Here is a 17,059-nt window from a genome sequence, read left to right as displayed (position 1 = left end):
AGATGGAAATATTTTTTACTCCATTGTCGCAAAGATCATTTGGCTCTAGGATCGGCCCAAGCCATTCCTAGCATTGCTGCTATTTTGCCAGTCTCATTCATTTGAATGGCGGAGATTCGTCATGCCGCGCGGCATCTCAGACTGATCTCGAACATGAAAGCTTTTCTCTTCGCCCTTTCCGCGCTCGCGGTGCCGCCCGCTGCTCATGCCACCGTTTACAACGTGGGTCCGGCCTTTCCCATGACCATGCTCAAAGATGTGTCATGGGCCACCCTGCAACCGGGGGATGTCGTCAACATCCACACCAAACCGGGCGGTTACCATGAGAAGATCCAGATCTCTCAGGCTGGCACCAGCACTCAGCACATCGTTATTCATGGCGTTCCCGACCCGGTGACCGGCGCGCTTCCCATCATCGATGCCAATCAGGCGGTTGAGGACCCCAACGTGCAATATCGCCCGGGCATCAGCAACACCTTCGGACTGATCACAGTGAGCCCCCGGCAGACCGGCTATGTTTATGGAGGATCTCACATCGCATTCGTGGACATCGAAAACCTCGACATCCGCAACGCGCTCTACACCAGCGATGGCAGCATCTCCTTCACCGATCAGTTCGGCGTGACCCACCCCTACAACACCTTCGCCTGTGGCATCTACATCGAGTGGGCGCGCGACTTCACCGTGCGGGGCTGCGAGATCAACAACTGCGACAACGGCCTCTTTGCCAATTCCAAAAACGGCGCCGCACAAAGCAGCGCACGCCTCCTGATCGAAGGCAACTACTTCCACGACAACGGTCTGCCTCTGACTTACGATCCAGCACACCCCACCCAGGTGCTGAGCAATGGCTACCATGAGCACGACTGCTACATCGAAAGCGCCGGCGTCACCTACCAGTACAATCACTTCGGGCCCATGCGCACCGGTTGCCATGGCGACGCCATCAAAGACCGCAGCTCCAACATTGTCATTCGCTACAACGAGTTTGATCTGGGCGAACAAGGCGCGGCAATGCTCCTGCTGGAGCCGCAGGGCGGTGAGGGCTTCATCGAGTTTCAGCCCGGTTACGCAGACGCCTATGTCTATGGAAACAGCATCACCATTCGGAACTACGCCTCCCCCGTCAACATGGTCAGCTGGATCTCACAAGGCACTGCGGCGAGCTATCCCACGCTCCACCGGGGCACGCTGTATTTCTTCAACAACACGCTGGTCAATCACCACAACCGGCTGGCACTCTTCGAGCTGACCGCCACCACCTATACCGGGACTTCACCCACGTTCGAGAACATCGACTGTCGCAACAACATCTTCTTCACGGACACAGTCTTCATGAACGCGACCTATGAGAAGATGGTCTTCTCAACACCCGGCGCGACCAATGGCGGCGGCGACATCAACCTCAACGGGCCGAACTGGATCAGTCCCGGCTGGGCGAAAGATTCACCCGGGCATGCCTACGGGGGCACGCTCAACGGCATCTCAAACCTCATCGTAGGAGACACCTTCGGCGCGAACAATCCCAACTTCGTCAACGCCAGCACACGCGACTACCATGGGCTGACCGGTTCCAACATCCTGGATGCCGGCGGCCCCCTCGCAGCCAGCGCGATCTCGCTCGGCCATTCGGACACACTCGAATATCTTGCCCCGCAGGGCTTTCAATCACGCACGCAGGTGGGTGGCGCCTTGGACTTGGGAGCGGTCGAAAGCAGTGGCATACCACCGCCGCCACCTGCAGGCGGCATGTTGCAGTTCAGCTCCGCAGCTTACACAGTCAATGAAAACGCCGGCAGCATTACCATCGACGTCACTCGCAGCGGCGGCAGCACCGGTGCCGTGAGCGTGGCCTACAACGTGAGCGGAGGCACCGCGACGCAGGGCGGCGATTTCACGGCGAGCAACGGCGTGTTGAACTGGCCCGCAGGCGACCTGACCCCGCGCAGCTTCACCATCACCCTCATCAATGACAGCACCCTTGAGAACGCCGAGAGCCTCCAGCTCGCCCTTTCAAGCGTGAGCGGCGGCGCAGGCTACGGTGTGCCGAGCTATGCCGGCATCACCATCAACGACGATGACATTCCACCCTCGCAGCCCATCGTCGCTGTGACGGGGTCCGGGAAACTCATTCGCTTCACTACGGGCGCACCGGGAACCATCCTCAGCAATGTCACCGTCACCGGTATCGATGCATCACAAACACTGCGCGGTCTTGCCTTCAGGCGCAGCACCGGACAGCTCTATGTCGTGGGTGCCGTCGGTGGCACCGGCCCGGTGGCGGCCTCGCTTTACCTGCTCAATCCTGCCACCGGCGCGGTCACCAAGATCGCCGACATCACCACCCCGCAGCTTGCGCATCCGTCGTTTGATCTCGGGATCGATCCCTCCACCGATCAAATGCACATCTTGGGCAGCACCGGGCAGCACCTGCGGTTAAATTCAGATACAGGTGCCGTCCTCGCTGCAGACACACCTCTCGCCTTTGCCTCCGGCGACACCCATTTCGGCGCCACGCCCGGCATCGTCGGAGCCGACTTCACCCCCGGGCTCTCACCCACGGTCTACGCGATTGACAAGACCATCGACAGTCTGGTGCGCGTGGGCTCCGTCGGTGGCTTGCCCCTGAACTCTTCCAGCGGGCAGCTCACCACCATGGGCTCGCTGGGCACGGACACCGAAGGCCTCACCGGGCTCGACTTCTCCCCTGCGGGAGTGGGCTACGCAGTGCTCAATCCCGCCACTGGCACCAGCAGCAATCTCTACGTGATCGACACCCTCAATGGTCACGCAACCTCCCTCGGCCAGATCGGCGTTGCGGAACAGGTACGCGACATCGTTGTGGCCACACCGGGAGACATCAGTTTCGTCAGCAGTTCCTACGCAGCCGCTGAAAACGGTGGCAGCGCCTCCATCGGCATCGCCCGCTCCGGTGGCTCCTGGGGAGCCGTCAGCGTGGATTTTTCCACCTCCGGCGGCACGGCCAGTTCCGGGGGTGACTACACCTCCGTCTCTCAAACAGTCACCTGGCTCGACGGCGAAGTTGGCGTGAAGACTCTCATCATTCCGATCAAAAGCGACACGCTGGTGGAAGGCAACGAAACGGTGAACCTCACACTGGGCAATGCCACCGGCGGAGCTCTGCTTCTCCTGCCGTCTTCCAGCATTCTCACCATCAATGAACCCCCTTACCAGAACTGGAAAAATCTGACCTTCGGCATCCATGCCAACAATCCCCTCGTCTCAGGAGACGCCGTCTGCCCCGCAGGCGATGGTGTGCCGAATCTCCTGAAGTATGCCGCCGGCCTCTATCCCTTCTCCCATGCGGGTGCCGCACGGCCGTCGATCACCATCAGCGGCAGCAAGCTGCTGCTCACTTTTCAGCATGATCCCTCTGCGACCGATGCAACTCTGGTCGTCGATGCTTCCAGCGATCTCTCACAGTGGTTTGCGGGCTCGCAGTACGGTCAGTTGGGCGACATCCCGTCCAATGCCGCCAGCACCCAGCTCTCGCGCGTGATGGACCCCGCCACCGGGCTGGAGACGATCACGGTGCAAAGCAATGTGACAACTCCCACCGCAGGCTTCCTGCGCCTGCGAGTCAGCCAGCCGTGATCGCGTACAAACCCCCGCAGGCAAATATCACGCCCTGCGCTTTCATCTCGGCTACGTCTGCACCATCACCGGCACCCCATGAGAAGCGCCAGCGCGCTGCCCGCGGCCGGCGCTAGATAAATGCGAATTTATCTCGGCTTCCTGTCTTTGTTCATGTGCCAGCTCATTAATGAGGCGTCAATCACCCCCCAACCATGGCCACGCGCATCCTCTTGCTCCTGCTGATTTCGGCATCCCTGCTGCAAGCCGACCCGCAGATCTCTTCCTGGGTTGCAGGCGCCTCGACCAGATACGCACGCATTTTCACCAGCACAGCGAACCGCACTTCCGGCACATCCGCCACGACGTGGACGAACGGCACCCAGGTTCAATCTTCCCCCGCTTATGCTGGAGTGAACGAGGTGAACACCTCCGCAAGCTGGGTTTACATCCGCACGACAGGCCTTGGAGCTCATGTGATGGGGCCGTGGAACAATCCGAACTACCCGAAGAATCAGGCGCAGATCTGGCGGTTTCCCCGTGGTGCTGCAGGGGCTCAAACCGTGACCGGTCAATCGACGCTCACAGGCATGGGTGCCATAGGCTATTTCGTTGACGGCGTGGCCGCCTACAACACCTCGGACGGCTACTCCTACTCCAACTCCAACAACGTTGACGGGACACCCAATGGTACCGTGGGCACCGGCGACGGCATTTGGAATCGTGATGCGTTTGTCAATGAAGCCACCTCCTTTGACTACGCGCTGGCTCACAATCAGCCGAGCGGGGAGTATCATTATCATGCCAATGCGATCACCGCGCGCTACCTGGTGGGAGACAACATCCTCTACAACAGCACGACCAAAAACTACGCGGAAAACACGGCCAATACGAACATCCAGCATTCCCCGATCATCGGCTGGATGAAGGACGGCCTGCCGCTTTACGGCGCGTACGGCTATGATGGCGGCAGCACCGGCGCGACAGCGACGGCGACTGTGAGCGGCGGTGCGGTGACGGTGGTGAACGTGACGGCGGGCGGGACGCTGTACCAATCCGTGCCGCTCGTCACCTTCAGCGGCGGCGGTGGCAGCGGCGCAGCAGCCACCGCCGTGGTGACCAATGGGGTCGTGACGGCGGTGAACATCACCAGCAGCGGCAGCGGTTACACCTCCGCACCGACGGTGACGATCGGCGGTGTGCGACGCATGATTTCTGGCTATCAACTTCGCGATGGCACGAATGGATCGATCAGCCTCGACTCGACGGGACGCACCACGCTGCCCGTCTGGGCCGCAGCAGCCCAAGGCCGCTCAGCCACGCTGACCTCCGCGCAATACGGCCCCGCAACCAATTACACCACGACCGGCCTGACCTACACGCTGGGACATTACGCGGAAGATTACGCCTATCTGGGCGACTCTGCAGACTTCAGCGGCAATAATTATGTGCAGGGTTCGCGCAGCAATCCCAACGGCGTCTTCTACGACCTGAACAAATACAACGTGCGCTTCTGCGTAACGCCGGAGTATCCCAACGGCACCTGGGCCTACTTCGCGACGATCAAGACGGATGGCACCTCCTATTACCCCTACATGGTCGGTCGCTGGTATTACGGCAATCCGACTGGCGGCAGCACCAGCACCACGGTCATGTCGGCCGATGGCGCAACCACCCAGGTGCTTGCCGGTGCAAACACCGCCGTGAATGTCAGCACGCCCACCGTGTCCGGCGGCACGGTCACACTCACCTGGAGTTCGGTGGAAGGCGGCACCTACTCGGTGGATGCGTCACCGAATCAATCGACCTGGACGAGTGAGAAAACCGCCCTCAGCCCCACGAATGTGCCCACCGCGCCCACGGCGGGAAATCAAGGCGTCACCACCACCACCAGCTATGCCACGCTGGCTTCATCCGGCATCGAATACGCACGGGTGAGCCGCACCGCCCTGGCAAGTTACGACAGCACGGGCCAGACCACCGCCACCGTCTCACAAAGCACCATCAAAGCCTTTTCCGATTCTGGCACGAACACGCCGCCAACCATCAGCACCATCGCCAGTCAGACCACAGCACAAAACAGCACCCTGAGCTCGGTTGCATTCACCGTCGGGGATGCTGAGTCGGGCGCCGCCGGCCTCACGCTGGCTGACGCTTCGGACAACACCACACTGGTGCCCGTCGCAAACATCGTCTTCGGCGGCAGCGGGGCGAATCGCAGTGTCACGATCACACCGGTCACAAATCAAACCGGCAGCGCCACGATCACGCTCACCGTGAGCGATGGCCTCGACACCACGAGCACGAGCTTCACCCTCACCGTCACGCCCACGGCACCGGGCATCGCAGCCATCGCCATCAATCCGGCGTCACCCATCAGCACTTCCAATGTGGTCGTCACCGCCAGCGTGACACCACCCTCAGCCCGGACGCTTTCCACGGTGCAGCTCACCTACAACACCGGTGCCCAGACTCCCACTGCGGTGTTCACCGAAACAATGACCGCCAGCGCGGTCTCCCCCTGGACCGGCACCAATGCCAGCAATGCCTGGACGCTGAACTACACGCCGATCAATCCCTTCAGCCAGACAACGGCCGCCAACAACGGCAGCGGCAATGCCTGCGGCCTGGAGTGCAACAAGGCCACGCCCAATTTGACGGATTGCTACATCACCACGACCAACGCGATCAACGCCACCGGCTCTTCCGCCTACGTGGAGTTCTACGTCGCCACATCCAACTTGAGCGGCACCATGGGCTGGGATTTCCAAACCTCCATTGATGGCAGCACCTGGACCTCGCGCCTCAGTGAAACCAGCGGCTCCAACCACGTGTATCCCGGCACGCCGTATCACTATGATCTGAGCAGCGGCGAGCGCGTGAGCACGCTGAAGCTGCGCTTCCGCTTCGCCGGCTCCGGCGCAGGCACACCGCAGGCAAAGATCAGTCTGGACAACATCGTTGTCAAAGCCGCCACCACCAGCGCACCAGTAATGCTGACGATGTTTGATGACGGCACGCATGGTGACGGTGCGGCGGGAGATGGCACTTATGGCGCGACGATTCCCGCGCAGGCGCTCAACACCCTGGTGACTTACAGCATCACCGCCACCGACAACACCACTGCCAGCACCACGAGCGGCACGGGCACCTACACCGTGGGCACCGGCGCCCCGGCGTTGACCGTCACTCCATCGAGCAGCTTCACCGCCAGCGGCCCCGCAGGAGGCGCGTTCTCGCCCGCGAGCGCGACTTACACGCTCACCAACTCCGGCACGGCATCGATGAGCTGGTCGGCCAGCAAAACGGCGGGCTGGCTCACCCTCGATTCTTCGGGCGGCACGCTCGCAGCAGGCGCAAACACCACCGTTACCGCGACCATCAACAGTGCCGCCAGCAGCCTCCCAGCAGGCACCTACAGCGACACTCTCACCTTCACCAACAATACCAACAACATTGGCACCACGACCCGTGACGTCAGCCTCAGTGTACTTTCCACAAACGCAAATCTCTCCGGCCTCACACTCGGCGGAGTCACGCTCGCCCCCACATTTTCCAGCAGCACCACCAGCTACACCGCCACCGTTCCCAACACGACCTCAGCCATCACGGTCACCCCCACCGTGGCCGATGCCACGGCAAGTGTGAAGGTTGAAACCGTGGCAGTTTCCTCAGGCTCCCCCAGCGGTTCGATTGCTCTTGCCGTGGGCAGCGGCAACGTGATCAATACGGTTGTCACCGCCCAGGATGGCCTGACCACAAAGGCCTATGCCATCACGATCACACGGCAAAGCGGTGCGCAAACCTGGCAGACCACCTGGTATGGCAGCACTGTCAGCAGCAATGCCGCCTACACGGCCGACCCATACCACACGGGCCTCTCCAACCTGGCGGTTTACGCGTTCTTTGGCCCCGGCCAAAATCCCACCACCGCTCGGGTCTCGCAGCTTCCTCAGCCCTCGCTCAACGGCGGGAACTACACCTTTGGCTTTACCGAGCCGGCAGGAGTCAGCGGCGTCACCTACGGCGCGGAATGGAGCAGCACGCTGCTGTCCGGCTCATGGACCCCGATCACCGACTCTGGCAGTGGCACCCAGCACATCTTCAGCGTTCCCGTCGGCAGCAGCACCAGGCTGTTCATGCGCTTGAAACTATCGAGCCAGTAGACCTTATGTGGAGCAGCATCGTCCCTGCCTGGACGATGCTTCATCTTCCAGCCTCCATGCAACACTCAGCGTCTCGACTGGCCGAAGACGGTTTTTCCATTACGTTTCAAATTCATGCCCCTCTGTCGTTCCGCCTTTGTCTTTCGTCAGTTCACGGCGGCTTTGCTCCTCGCCACCACCGCCTTCTCCTCCACGCTGCGCCTCGATGTCAGCCTGACGGCGGGTGACGCCCCTCTGCTGCTCGACTCCCTCCGCTATGCCAATGCGGCGGGGGAAACCTTCTCCATCACGCGTTGCAGTTTCCTCCTCAGTGGTTTCGCTTTGCAGCAGGCCGATGGCACTTGGCTGGAAGTGCCGGGTCACATTGCCTGGCTCGACGCTGAGCGACATCGTCTTGGCACATCGTTGCCAAACATCCCCGCAGGCAGGTACCAGGCTCTGCGCTTCCATCTTGGTCTCGATCCCGCCACCAATGCCGCCACGCCTGCGCAATATCCGCCTGATCATCCGCTCAATCCCAACTTGAACGGCCTGCACTGGAGCTGGCAGGGCGGGTACATCTTTCTCGCGCTCGAAGGCAGCTTTCGCGCCGCTGGGCAGGCCCCAGGCGGCTTTTCTTACCACCTCGCCCGCGATCCCAACCGCACCCCGCTCACCTTCACGGGAGATTTTGATCTCACTGCGGATGCCGGCGCTTCATTCACCTTCGATCTGCATAGGTTGCTGGCCGCTCCAAAGCCACTCTCCTTCGTCAAAGACGGCCTCTCCACTCACTCGCATGAGGGCGATCCTGTTGTCGCCGCACTCAAAGCCAATCTGCCCGCGGCCTTCACGCTTCAGCAGATCTCCAGCAGCATTCCCTCGATAGCACGCCCCTCGCACCTCAAGCCGCTCTATCTGCCAGCCACGCACACGCCGTATCGTTTCACCATCAGCAGCTACTTCCCCATCCCGCCGCTGCCACGGGACAATCCTCTGCTGGAGGAACGCGTCGCACTCGGTGAGCGCCTGTTCAACGACACCGCCTTCTCCCGCGATGGCTCGCTCTCCTGCGCGAGCTGTCATACACGCGCGAATGCCTTCACCGACCCGCGCCGTTTCAGCATCGGAGTCGCAGACCGGATTGGCACCCGCAATGGCATGCCGCTCTTCAATCTTGCGTGGAAGAGCAGCTTCTTCTGGGATGGCCGCGCTCCATCGCTGCGCGCCCAGGCTCTCATGCCTGTGCAAGACCATCTCGAAATGGATGAGACTCTGGAAAACGTGGTCGCTAAATTGAAAAAGACCTCCAAAGCAGAGTTCGCCCGCGCCTTCGACAGCGATGAGATCACGCCGGAACGCATCGGCCTGGCCATTGAGAACTATCTCCTGACCCTCACTTCTTTCGACTCCAAATTCGATCGCAGCATGCAGGGGAAGGAGCAGCTCACCGATGAAGAGAAACGGGGCTTCGAACTCTTCATGACCGAATACGAGCCACGCATGGGGCAGAAAGGCGCCGATTGCTTCCACTGCCATGGCGGTCCGCTCTTCACCGATCACCAGTTTCACAACAACGGCCTTAGCCCCGTGGAATCAGACACCGGCCGCCACCGCGTGACGCAGAATGACCGGGACCTCTACAAGTTCTCCACGCCCAGCCTGCGCAACATCGCCCTCACCGCGCCCTACATGCACGATGGCCGTTTTCAGACGCTCGAAGAAGTCATCGCCCATTACGATCACAATCTGCGTCGCACGGACACGCTGGACCCCAACCTCGCGAAACATCCGTCCACCGGCATCCGCCTCAGTGCGGCGGATAAAGCCGCGCTCGTCGCCTTCTTGAAGACCCTGACAGACGAGAAGTTTACGAAGTAGCCTTCTAGCGGGCAACCGTCCACGGCATCCAGTAGGCCTGCACCATCACCAGCACGCCCATGAGAATGGCCAGCGCGATGCTGTGCCAGAACACACTTCGCAGCACCGTGCCCGCATCCGGACTGTCCGGCTGGCCTCCCGTCGCCACGGAAGCCACGACGATGCTCTGCGCATCGATCATCTTGCCCATCACCCCGCCTGAGCTGTTCGATGCGACCATTAGCGATGGCGACAAATGCAACTGCTGCGCCGTCACCTGCTGAAGATTGCCAAAGAGCACATTGGATGATGTGTCACTGCCCGTGAGCGCGACCCCCAGCCAGCCGATCAGCGGCGAGAAAAACGGAAACAGCACACCCGTTCCTGCCAGCATGAGCCCCATCGTCGTGTCGGTGCCCGAATAGCGTGTGGTATAACCCAGCGCCAGCATGAGCGAGATGGTCAGCATCGAAGTCCGCACGCGCCACAGGCAGCGCAGATAAATCCTCACCAGTGACGCGAGGCTTCTGCCCAGGAGCATTCCAGCGGTGATCCCCGCCAGCAGCAAGGCGGTGCCTGTGGCAGAGAGATAGTTGAACGTGAACGTCGCCTTTTCCGGCTCGGGCTTCTTCACGACCGGCGGCATTTTCTGCACCGCGAGATGCAGTGGTGTCAGAGGAATGATCGGCGCCTGCCAGGTGCTGACCGCCTTGGTGCCGGGGGCATAGCCGTTGAGCATTGTCTTCGCAAACGGCGTGGTCCAGAACCCCACAAACAAGGACAGCATGATCCAGGGAATCCAGGCGCGGAACGGACGTTCGATCTTCTCCTTCGGCCCCTTCCTCTCCTCAGCACTGCTCGGTTTCCAGAAACGCAGCAGAAGCACCATCGAGGCCAGCGAAACCAGTCCTGCGGCGATGTCCACCAGCCACGGCCCGTGGAAGTTTGAAACCAAAAACTGCACCAGTCCAAAGCTGCCGCCACATACCAGGCACGCAGGCCAGACCTCCACCATGCCCCGCCAGCCTACCTGCGCCACCACCAGCCAGAATGGCACGATGAACGAGAAGATCGTGAGGTGCAGTCCGACGATGGAGCTCAGCACATGCACATCCAGCCCGGTCACATCTGCGAGAGTCGTGAGCGGAATCCCCAGCGAACCAAACGCCACCGGCGCGGTGTTCCCAATGAGCGCAAGCTTCGCAGCTTCGAGCGGTTTAAATCCCAGCCCGATCAGCATCGCTCCCGTGATGGCCACGGGAGCACCAAACCCCGCGCAGCCTTCAATGAAAGCACCAAAGGCAAAAGCGATCAGCAGCGCCTGAATGCGGCGGTCCCCCGCCAGCCCGGCGATCTGCTTCTTCAACGACTCAAACTGCCCGGTCTCGACCGAGATCTGATAAATAAAAATCGCGTTCACCACGATCCACCCGATGGGAAACAAGCCAAACACCGCGCCCAGACCGCTCGCCGTGAGTGCCAGCTGGGCCGGCATGTGAAACACCGTGACCGCAATCACCAGCGCCACCACCAGTCCTGCAAACGCCGCAATGTGCGCCCTCACATGCCAGAACGCCAGCAGCCCCAGCAGCACCACCACAGGCACCGCCGCAACGCAGGAGGAGAGAACAAGATTGCCGAGAGGATCGTAGTTTTGAGACCAGGTCATGGAGTTAAGGGATGTGCATCACGCGGCATCTGCATCGTATGTTTCACTTCCATGCACAATTCAACCGCCAGTGCGTGCCGTCACTCCTGGAAATAGCATGCGGATCTTTGCCGCTCAGTCCACAAAGCTGAATTCATTCAGGTTCAAAATCACCCGGCAGGTGTTTTCCAAACCTTCGCGCTGCGCGTACTCGATCAGTGGCCTGATTTCATCCGCCGTTGGACTGCGTGAAAGCGCCAGCACAAAGGCACGCCTTGTCTGTGCCTCCAGTCCCTGCGCTTCCTTCGTCACACGCTCCGCAAAATGCTTCGCCATGGCGACGACAAGACCGTTGTTCATCATGGCCAGAGCCTGCAGCGGGCTGAGCGATTCATTGCGCTTCTCCACCCGCATCGAGGGATCGGCACAATCAAGCGTGGTCATGAAGGGCTGTTGCTGTGAACGCACAATGAAGCGGTAGACGCTGCGCCTCCATGACTTCGGGTCCTCCGGGTCATGCAGCTGATACTCGTAATGCGGACTGTGCTGCGGCTTCTCAATGACGAAGTCCTGAAAGCTCGGCCCTCCCATCGTCAGGTCCAGCTTGCCGCTCACGGCGAGGATGGAATCACGAATCGACTCCGCATCCAGCTTGCGGCGGTTTTGGTGGGAGAGGAAAACGTTGTTCGCATCCGCCGGTTCCGCCTTGTCTGACGATTGCCGGTACGTGTCACTCATCACGATCAGTTTGTGCAGGCGCTTCAAGCTGCCGCCAAGATCATCACGAAATGTAACTGCCAGCCAGTCCAGCAGTTCAGGATGACTCGGCCTGCCGCCCATGCGGCCAAAGTCATTCGCAGTATCGACCAGCCCACGCCCAAAATGATGCTGCCATGTGCGGTTCACGATGCTGCGCCACGTGAGCACATTGTTCTTGTCAGTGATCCATCTGGCGAGCGCAGCACGACGGGCGGACTCACCCTCACCGGCAAGCTGATACGTATCATGGAAGGCCTCGCTCAGCGCAGCAATACCCTGCGGGCCCACTTCCTTCGCCGGCTGCTTGATATCGCCACGTTTGAGCACCTGAATCACCCGCGGCTTGCCGCCTTCGTTGCCCGTTCCTTTGAAGGCTCCCGTGCCCGTATGAATGGCACCCGCATACACCTTGCCCGGCTTCGGCAGCTTCGTGATTTCCGCATCAATGACCCCGCGCTGCTTGCGCATATCGTTGAGCTGCTGGCGCGTCGCCGCATCTGCTTGGGCGAGCATGAGTGCATCTCGCTCTTTGATAAGCCGCTGTTTGTCCTCCTGCGTGCGTGCCTCGGGTGCGATGCCATCCGTGAGATTTTCTTTCTGCCAGCGCGGCGCGGCCTCGATGCTGTCGAGCGCCGTCACAGGCCGGCCTGCTGCGAGGTTCGACCCGTTTTTATCTGCAAAGACCTCCATCTCGGACAGCGCCAAGATATAGTCGTTCTTGCGCTCCGCCAGCTTCACCGCCGTGACACGCACGTATCTGCCCTTGGCACCGTCATCTCCCGCCGTGCCCGTTTCAAACGGGGTGAGACCGGGATTCTTGAAGTCGTTCATGAACGTCGCGTCGTGCTTGCGCCAGATGAGCGTCACGCCGGTCTTAAATGTGGGATCATCACTCGCCTCGACCTTGAAACGCACCGGAAACCCAAAGCCACCGCCGATGCCGCCGAAATCATCATAGCAGGGCTTCAACACAATGCGCTGAATCTCCACGCTCTTGCCAAGATCCACCTGCACCCACTTCACCGTGTTTTGATCCATCGCGATGGCGCTGTGATACCCAAAATCCGGTTTCACATTCGGGTTCGTGCTGGACGCCTTGTCCGCAGCTCCATCGATGCGTTTGCTGAGTGCCGCATAAGCTTCGCCCGCCTTCTGTTTCAGCGGCTCCTCCAGCGCCTTGATGCTGGCGGCAATTTTCTTGTGCTGCTGCTCCAAATCCACAAACCGCTGCATCGAAGCATCATCCGGATAATAGTTCACATCCGTGCGGTCGATGGCGGCAAACACCGCCTGCAGTGAATAATAGTCCTCCTGCGAGATGGGGTCGAATTTGTGATAGTGGCATTGCGCACAGCCGACGGTGAGCGAACAAAAGGCACCCATCGTGTTTTGCACCATGTCATCACGGTCCAGATGCCGCGCGATTTTGCCATCCAGCTTCGACTCCGGCACCTCCGCATGCCCGATGTAATCCCACGGCCCCGCGGAGATGAAACCAAGCGCCGTGATGCCGTCTGTAGTGCCAGGATGCAGCACATCCCCCGCGATCTGCTCATCGATGAAACGCGCATAAGGCTTGTCGCTGTTCAGCGCACGAATGACGTAGTCACGGTAAGGCCAGGAATTCATTCGCGGCTTGTCCTTGTCATAGCCATGCGTTTCTCCGTAGTGCACAAGGTCCAGCCAATGCCGCGCCCAGCGCTCGCCATAACGCGGTGAGGCCAGCAGATCATCCACCAGCCTCTCATACGGTAGCGCTGCATATCGTTCCACCTCCGCCGGAGAAGGCGGCAGACCGGTGAGATCAAAATACAAGCGGCGGATCAATGTACGGGCATCCGCCTGCGGTGCTGGTTTGAGGCCATGCTCCGTGAGCTTCGCACGAACGAAGCCATCAATGTTTCCATCCCTTTTCGCCAGCGGCTTAAAGCTCCACCAGTCCAGGCGGTCCTCCACCTTGGCCACATCCACACCCTCCGGCCACACGGCCCCTTCATCAATCCAGCGTTTGATCACATCGACCTCCTCACTGCTGAGCTTTGACTTCGGCGGCATCGCGATCTTTTCATCCGCACCGCTCACAAAAAGAAATAGCGGGCTCTCGGCACTTTTGCCTGGAACTATGTTCGGCGCATGATCCTCGCCACCAGTTAGAGTGCTTGCCTTGATGTCGAGCCTGTAGTCGTTCTTCTGTTTTTTCGCTCCATGGCACTCATAGCAGTGCTTTTCGAAAATGGGCCTCACCTCACGGACAAAATCGACCGCGAAGGCAGGCACGGCGGCGAAGATGATGAGAGCAAGGAGGCGCATGGATCATTCATACGACGCTCAAGCGGCCTTTTCATGCCACGCGAGCGCGGGACATCATACCAGCCCTTCCTTCAGCGCCTTGGCCACGGCTCCCGTGCGCGTATTTACCGCCAGTTTCTCGTAGATGCGTCGAAGGTAAGTATCGACCGTGTGGACACTGAGCGTAAGCCTGTCGGCGATCTCTTTTTTGATGAGTCCGGTGGTCATGAGCTGTAAGATCTCCTTCTCCCGTTCGCTCAAGCCATAGTCGTTCTGCTTCGGGGCGAACTTGGAAAACATCTCAAGCACGCGGCGAGCGATGCGCGGATTCATTGGCGATCCACCGGCCAGGGCATCCCGAACTGCCTTCGTAATATCAGCTGCGCTGCTGGTTTTCAGAAGATAACCGGCGGCTCCAGCACAAATGGCCTGAAAGACTTTGTCATCGTCCTCAAAGACCGTGAGAATGACGACGAGCACCTTGGGTGCGCGCTCCTTGATCAGGCGAATGCCCTCAAGTCCGCTCATGCCAGGCAGCCCGACATCGAGGAGAATCAAATCGGGCACATCAGGTTTGGCCAGTGCGGCGAATAATTTTTCGCAGGAGTCGAAATCTCGCGCGCATTGAAGATCGGATTCTGCATTCAAGACGCGCACCAACGTGCGCCGGAATGCAGCGTGGTCTTCAACGATCCAGAGAGTGTTCATGAGAAATCGGCCTCCAAGTTGATGCAGGTGCCGCTGTCGGCCCTGCTGGTGATCTGCAAAGTGCCGCCGAGCACCGTGGCACGGTGCTGCAGATTGGCGAGGCCATTGCCTGCGGTGACGGCGGCGACGTCAAAGCCGCAGCCGTCGTCTTCGATGCGGAGATGGAAGTGTTTTGCAGTCCAATGCACTTCAATGCGCACCTTTGCAGCATGGGCATGACGGGCGATGTTGTGCGCGGCTTCGCGGAAGAGGAGGAAGACCTGCCTGTGGAATTCAAGTGAGGCAGTAGCTAAATTGCCTTCTGTTGCCTCAATTTGCCAGTCGATGTCTTTCAACAACGCACCGGCACTTTGCCGCATGGCTTCGACGAGGCTGGTCAGCGGCGGTGCATCGCCCTCGCGCACGAGCCAGATGATGCCGCGCATGGATTCGGCGGCTTCACCGGCGAGGCGGTGGATTTCTTCGAGGGAATCGGAGGCGGAGCCATCCCGCAGGGCCAGCTCGGACATGAGGCGGATGCTGCCGAGGTGGCTGCCGATTTCGTCGTGGAGATCGCGGGAAATGCGATGGCGCAGGGATTCCATTTCGCGACGACGGGAGCGGCGTGAACGCTGGACCGCCAGCCAGGCGATGACGATGGCGAGGCAAAACACTGCGCTTGCGAGCCATGCTGCGCGGCTTTGTGCAATGGAAAGCGCTATGGTGCGCTGAGTTTCCAAAGCGGCGAGTTCGTCTGTGATCTGGCGGCGTTGGGAGAGATCGGCGAGCCATGAGGCTTCATCGAGAAGAACGCCGGAACTGCTGCGACCGTCGATGAGGCCGGCGCGGCTCCATGCGGGGGTGATGGTGTCGTCGGAACTGGTGATGACGGCCTCACGGGCGATGTTTTTTCCTGTGTCGAAGGCCTGCAGTTCTGCAAGCGCATACACAAAGTCGCCGCTGCGTTCCCAGAGTTGCGTGGCGGTGCAACGGAGGGTCTGCGCACGCAGACCGGGGGTGGGGAAGGCTACGGGGGTGTCGCCGGGGTTGGGGAAGTCGGCGGTGGTGCTGTCGAAGATGGTGCGGCCATCGGCTTCTACTTTGAACCGGCGGGGGAAGCCGAAGCCAAAGCGTTCGGGGTAGTCGCGGGGGTGGGCGGGGATGAGGCGGATTTCTTGAATGTCGCGAGGTGCGCCCAGATCTACCTGCACCCATTTGGTAGTATCGGCGGTGGTGGAAATGCCGCTGTGCCAACCGTTGCCGTTTATTTCATCAGGATGCACTGGAAGACCCAGTGCGTAAGCGCCATCGACGAGATGACGGGGGGACCAGGTGGGGAGAGTTTCGACGGAATTGGGGGCCAGCACCTGGGCGTGGAGAGCGACGTTGCGGCCTTGGCTGAAGACGAGGAGTTCGCCGAGGCAGAAGATGAAGCGCTTGGTTTGGTGGGGTTGGGCGGCGAGTTTGGTGGCGGTGAAGCGGATGTGGCGGGCTTTGATTCCTTTTGTATTTATGCACCATGGTGCAAGGGATGGAAGGGCATCGGCGGACGTTTGATCCAAAAGTGTGTCGGATTCCGCAAAAAGAGGGTCGTTGGAGGCATCAATGCGGAAGCGTTGCGGGAAGCCGTAGGCTTCCGCCACGCCGAGCATGGCGGGGATGACAACGACTGAGTCCAGAGGGTACTCGGCACCGAGATCGATTTGAACCCAGCGGACGGAATCGGCTTGGGGGGCGAGGCCGCTGTGGAAGCCGGCATGCTCCAGTGGCTGAGGGGCGGGCAGGGCGGGCAGTTTTGACAGCGCGGTTTGGAGCTCGTGCTGGCGGTGGTCCAAGGTCGAGAGCTGTGGGTTCAGCCATGACCATGGAGCACCGGCGGCGAGGATGGATGCGAGGATGAGCAGGGCTGGTTTCAACAGAGGGACCATTCCTGACAATGGGACGAGTGCAACCCACGTGAAGGCGGGACAGGGAGCATCAGACTTTTTTGAATGGCCTTACCGTCTTCCTCATTCAGAGCGTCACTCAAACATTGAGGGGCATGCCATGCTGGTGAGAGGTGCAGGACTCCCCCTCA

7 protein-coding genes are annotated in these 17,059 nt (G+C 60.3%); 3 read left to right on the top strand and 4 right to left on the bottom strand.

The window, feature by feature from the left end:
* The first annotated feature begins 153 nt into the window (after positions 1-153).
* The 3 genes from AC3RLQ_RS24600 (at position 154) to AC3RLQ_RS24590 (ending at position 9,620) form a co-directional block, all read left to right on the top strand.
* Positions 154-3,615, top strand: coding sequence for a DUF4394 domain-containing protein (locus AC3RLQ_RS24600; protein WP_493031290.1), 3,462 nt, complete (start codon positions 154-156; stop codon positions 3,613-3,615).
* Positions 3,616-3,809: 194 nt separating this feature from the next.
* Positions 3,810-7,760, top strand: a complete 3,951-nt coding sequence (locus AC3RLQ_RS24595; protein WP_493031289.1) for a beta strand repeat-containing protein — start codon at positions 3,810-3,812, stop codon at positions 7,758-7,760.
* Between the two features lie 114 nt (positions 7,761-7,874).
* On the top strand, positions 7,875-9,620 hold the full coding sequence (locus AC3RLQ_RS24590; protein WP_493031288.1) for an MbnP family protein: 1,746 nt from the start codon (positions 7,875-7,877) through the stop codon (positions 9,618-9,620).
* A 4-nt stretch (positions 9,621-9,624) separates the two neighbouring features.
* Here AC3RLQ_RS24590 and AC3RLQ_RS24585 read toward each other — a convergent pair whose 3' ends face one another.
* The 4 genes from AC3RLQ_RS24585 to AC3RLQ_RS24570 form a co-directional block, all read right to left on the bottom strand.
* On the bottom strand, positions 9,625-11,268 hold the full coding sequence (locus tag AC3RLQ_RS24585) for an L-lactate permease (protein WP_493031287.1): 1,644 nt from the start codon (positions 11,266-11,268) through the stop codon (positions 9,625-9,627).
* 114 nt (positions 11,269-11,382) lie between these two features.
* Complete coding sequence (locus tag AC3RLQ_RS24580; protein WP_493031286.1) at positions 11,383-14,316, bottom strand: DUF1553 domain-containing protein; 2,934 nt, start codon at positions 14,314-14,316, stop codon at positions 11,383-11,385.
* 54 nt (positions 14,317-14,370) lie between these two features.
* Positions 14,371-15,003: a response regulator gene (locus tag AC3RLQ_RS24575; protein WP_493031285.1), complete on the bottom strand. Its 633-nt coding sequence runs from the start codon at positions 15,001-15,003 to the stop codon at positions 14,371-14,373.
* Entirely contained in the window at positions 15,000-16,898 is a 1,899-nt protein-coding gene (locus AC3RLQ_RS24570; RefSeq protein WP_493031284.1) for a histidine kinase, read from the bottom strand. The genes AC3RLQ_RS24575 and AC3RLQ_RS24570 overlap by 4 nt, the downstream gene beginning before the upstream one ends.
* Between the last annotated feature and the right edge of the window lie 161 nt (positions 16,899-17,059).

This window comes from Prosthecobacter sp. GW821-HT29F12, assembly GCF_058803405.1.
Note: the sequence above shows the minus strand (reverse complement) of the source record. Positions and strands in the feature narration are given on the sequence as shown.

Excerpts from the sequence above, each read along its gene's own strand:
- AC3RLQ_RS24600 (WP_493031290.1), top strand. The coding sequence starts at position 154 with ATGAAAGCTTTTCTCTTCGCCCTTTCCGCGCTCGCGGTGCCGCCCGCT.
- AC3RLQ_RS24595 (WP_493031289.1), top strand. The coding sequence starts at position 3,810 with ATGGCCACGCGCATCCTCTTGCTCCTGCTGATTTCGGCATCCCTGCTG.
- AC3RLQ_RS24590 (WP_493031288.1), top strand. The coding sequence starts at position 7,875 with ATGCCCCTCTGTCGTTCCGCCTTTGTCTTTCGTCAGTTCACGGCGGCT.
- AC3RLQ_RS24585 (WP_493031287.1), bottom strand. The coding sequence starts at position 11,268 with ATGACCTGGTCTCAAAACTACGATCCTCTCGGCAATCTTGTTCTCTCC.
- AC3RLQ_RS24580 (WP_493031286.1), bottom strand. The coding sequence starts at position 14,316 with ATGCGCCTCCTTGCTCTCATCATCTTCGCCGCCGTGCCTGCCTTCGCG.
- AC3RLQ_RS24575 (WP_493031285.1), bottom strand. The coding sequence starts at position 15,003 with ATGAACACTCTCTGGATCGTTGAAGACCACGCTGCATTCCGGCGCACG.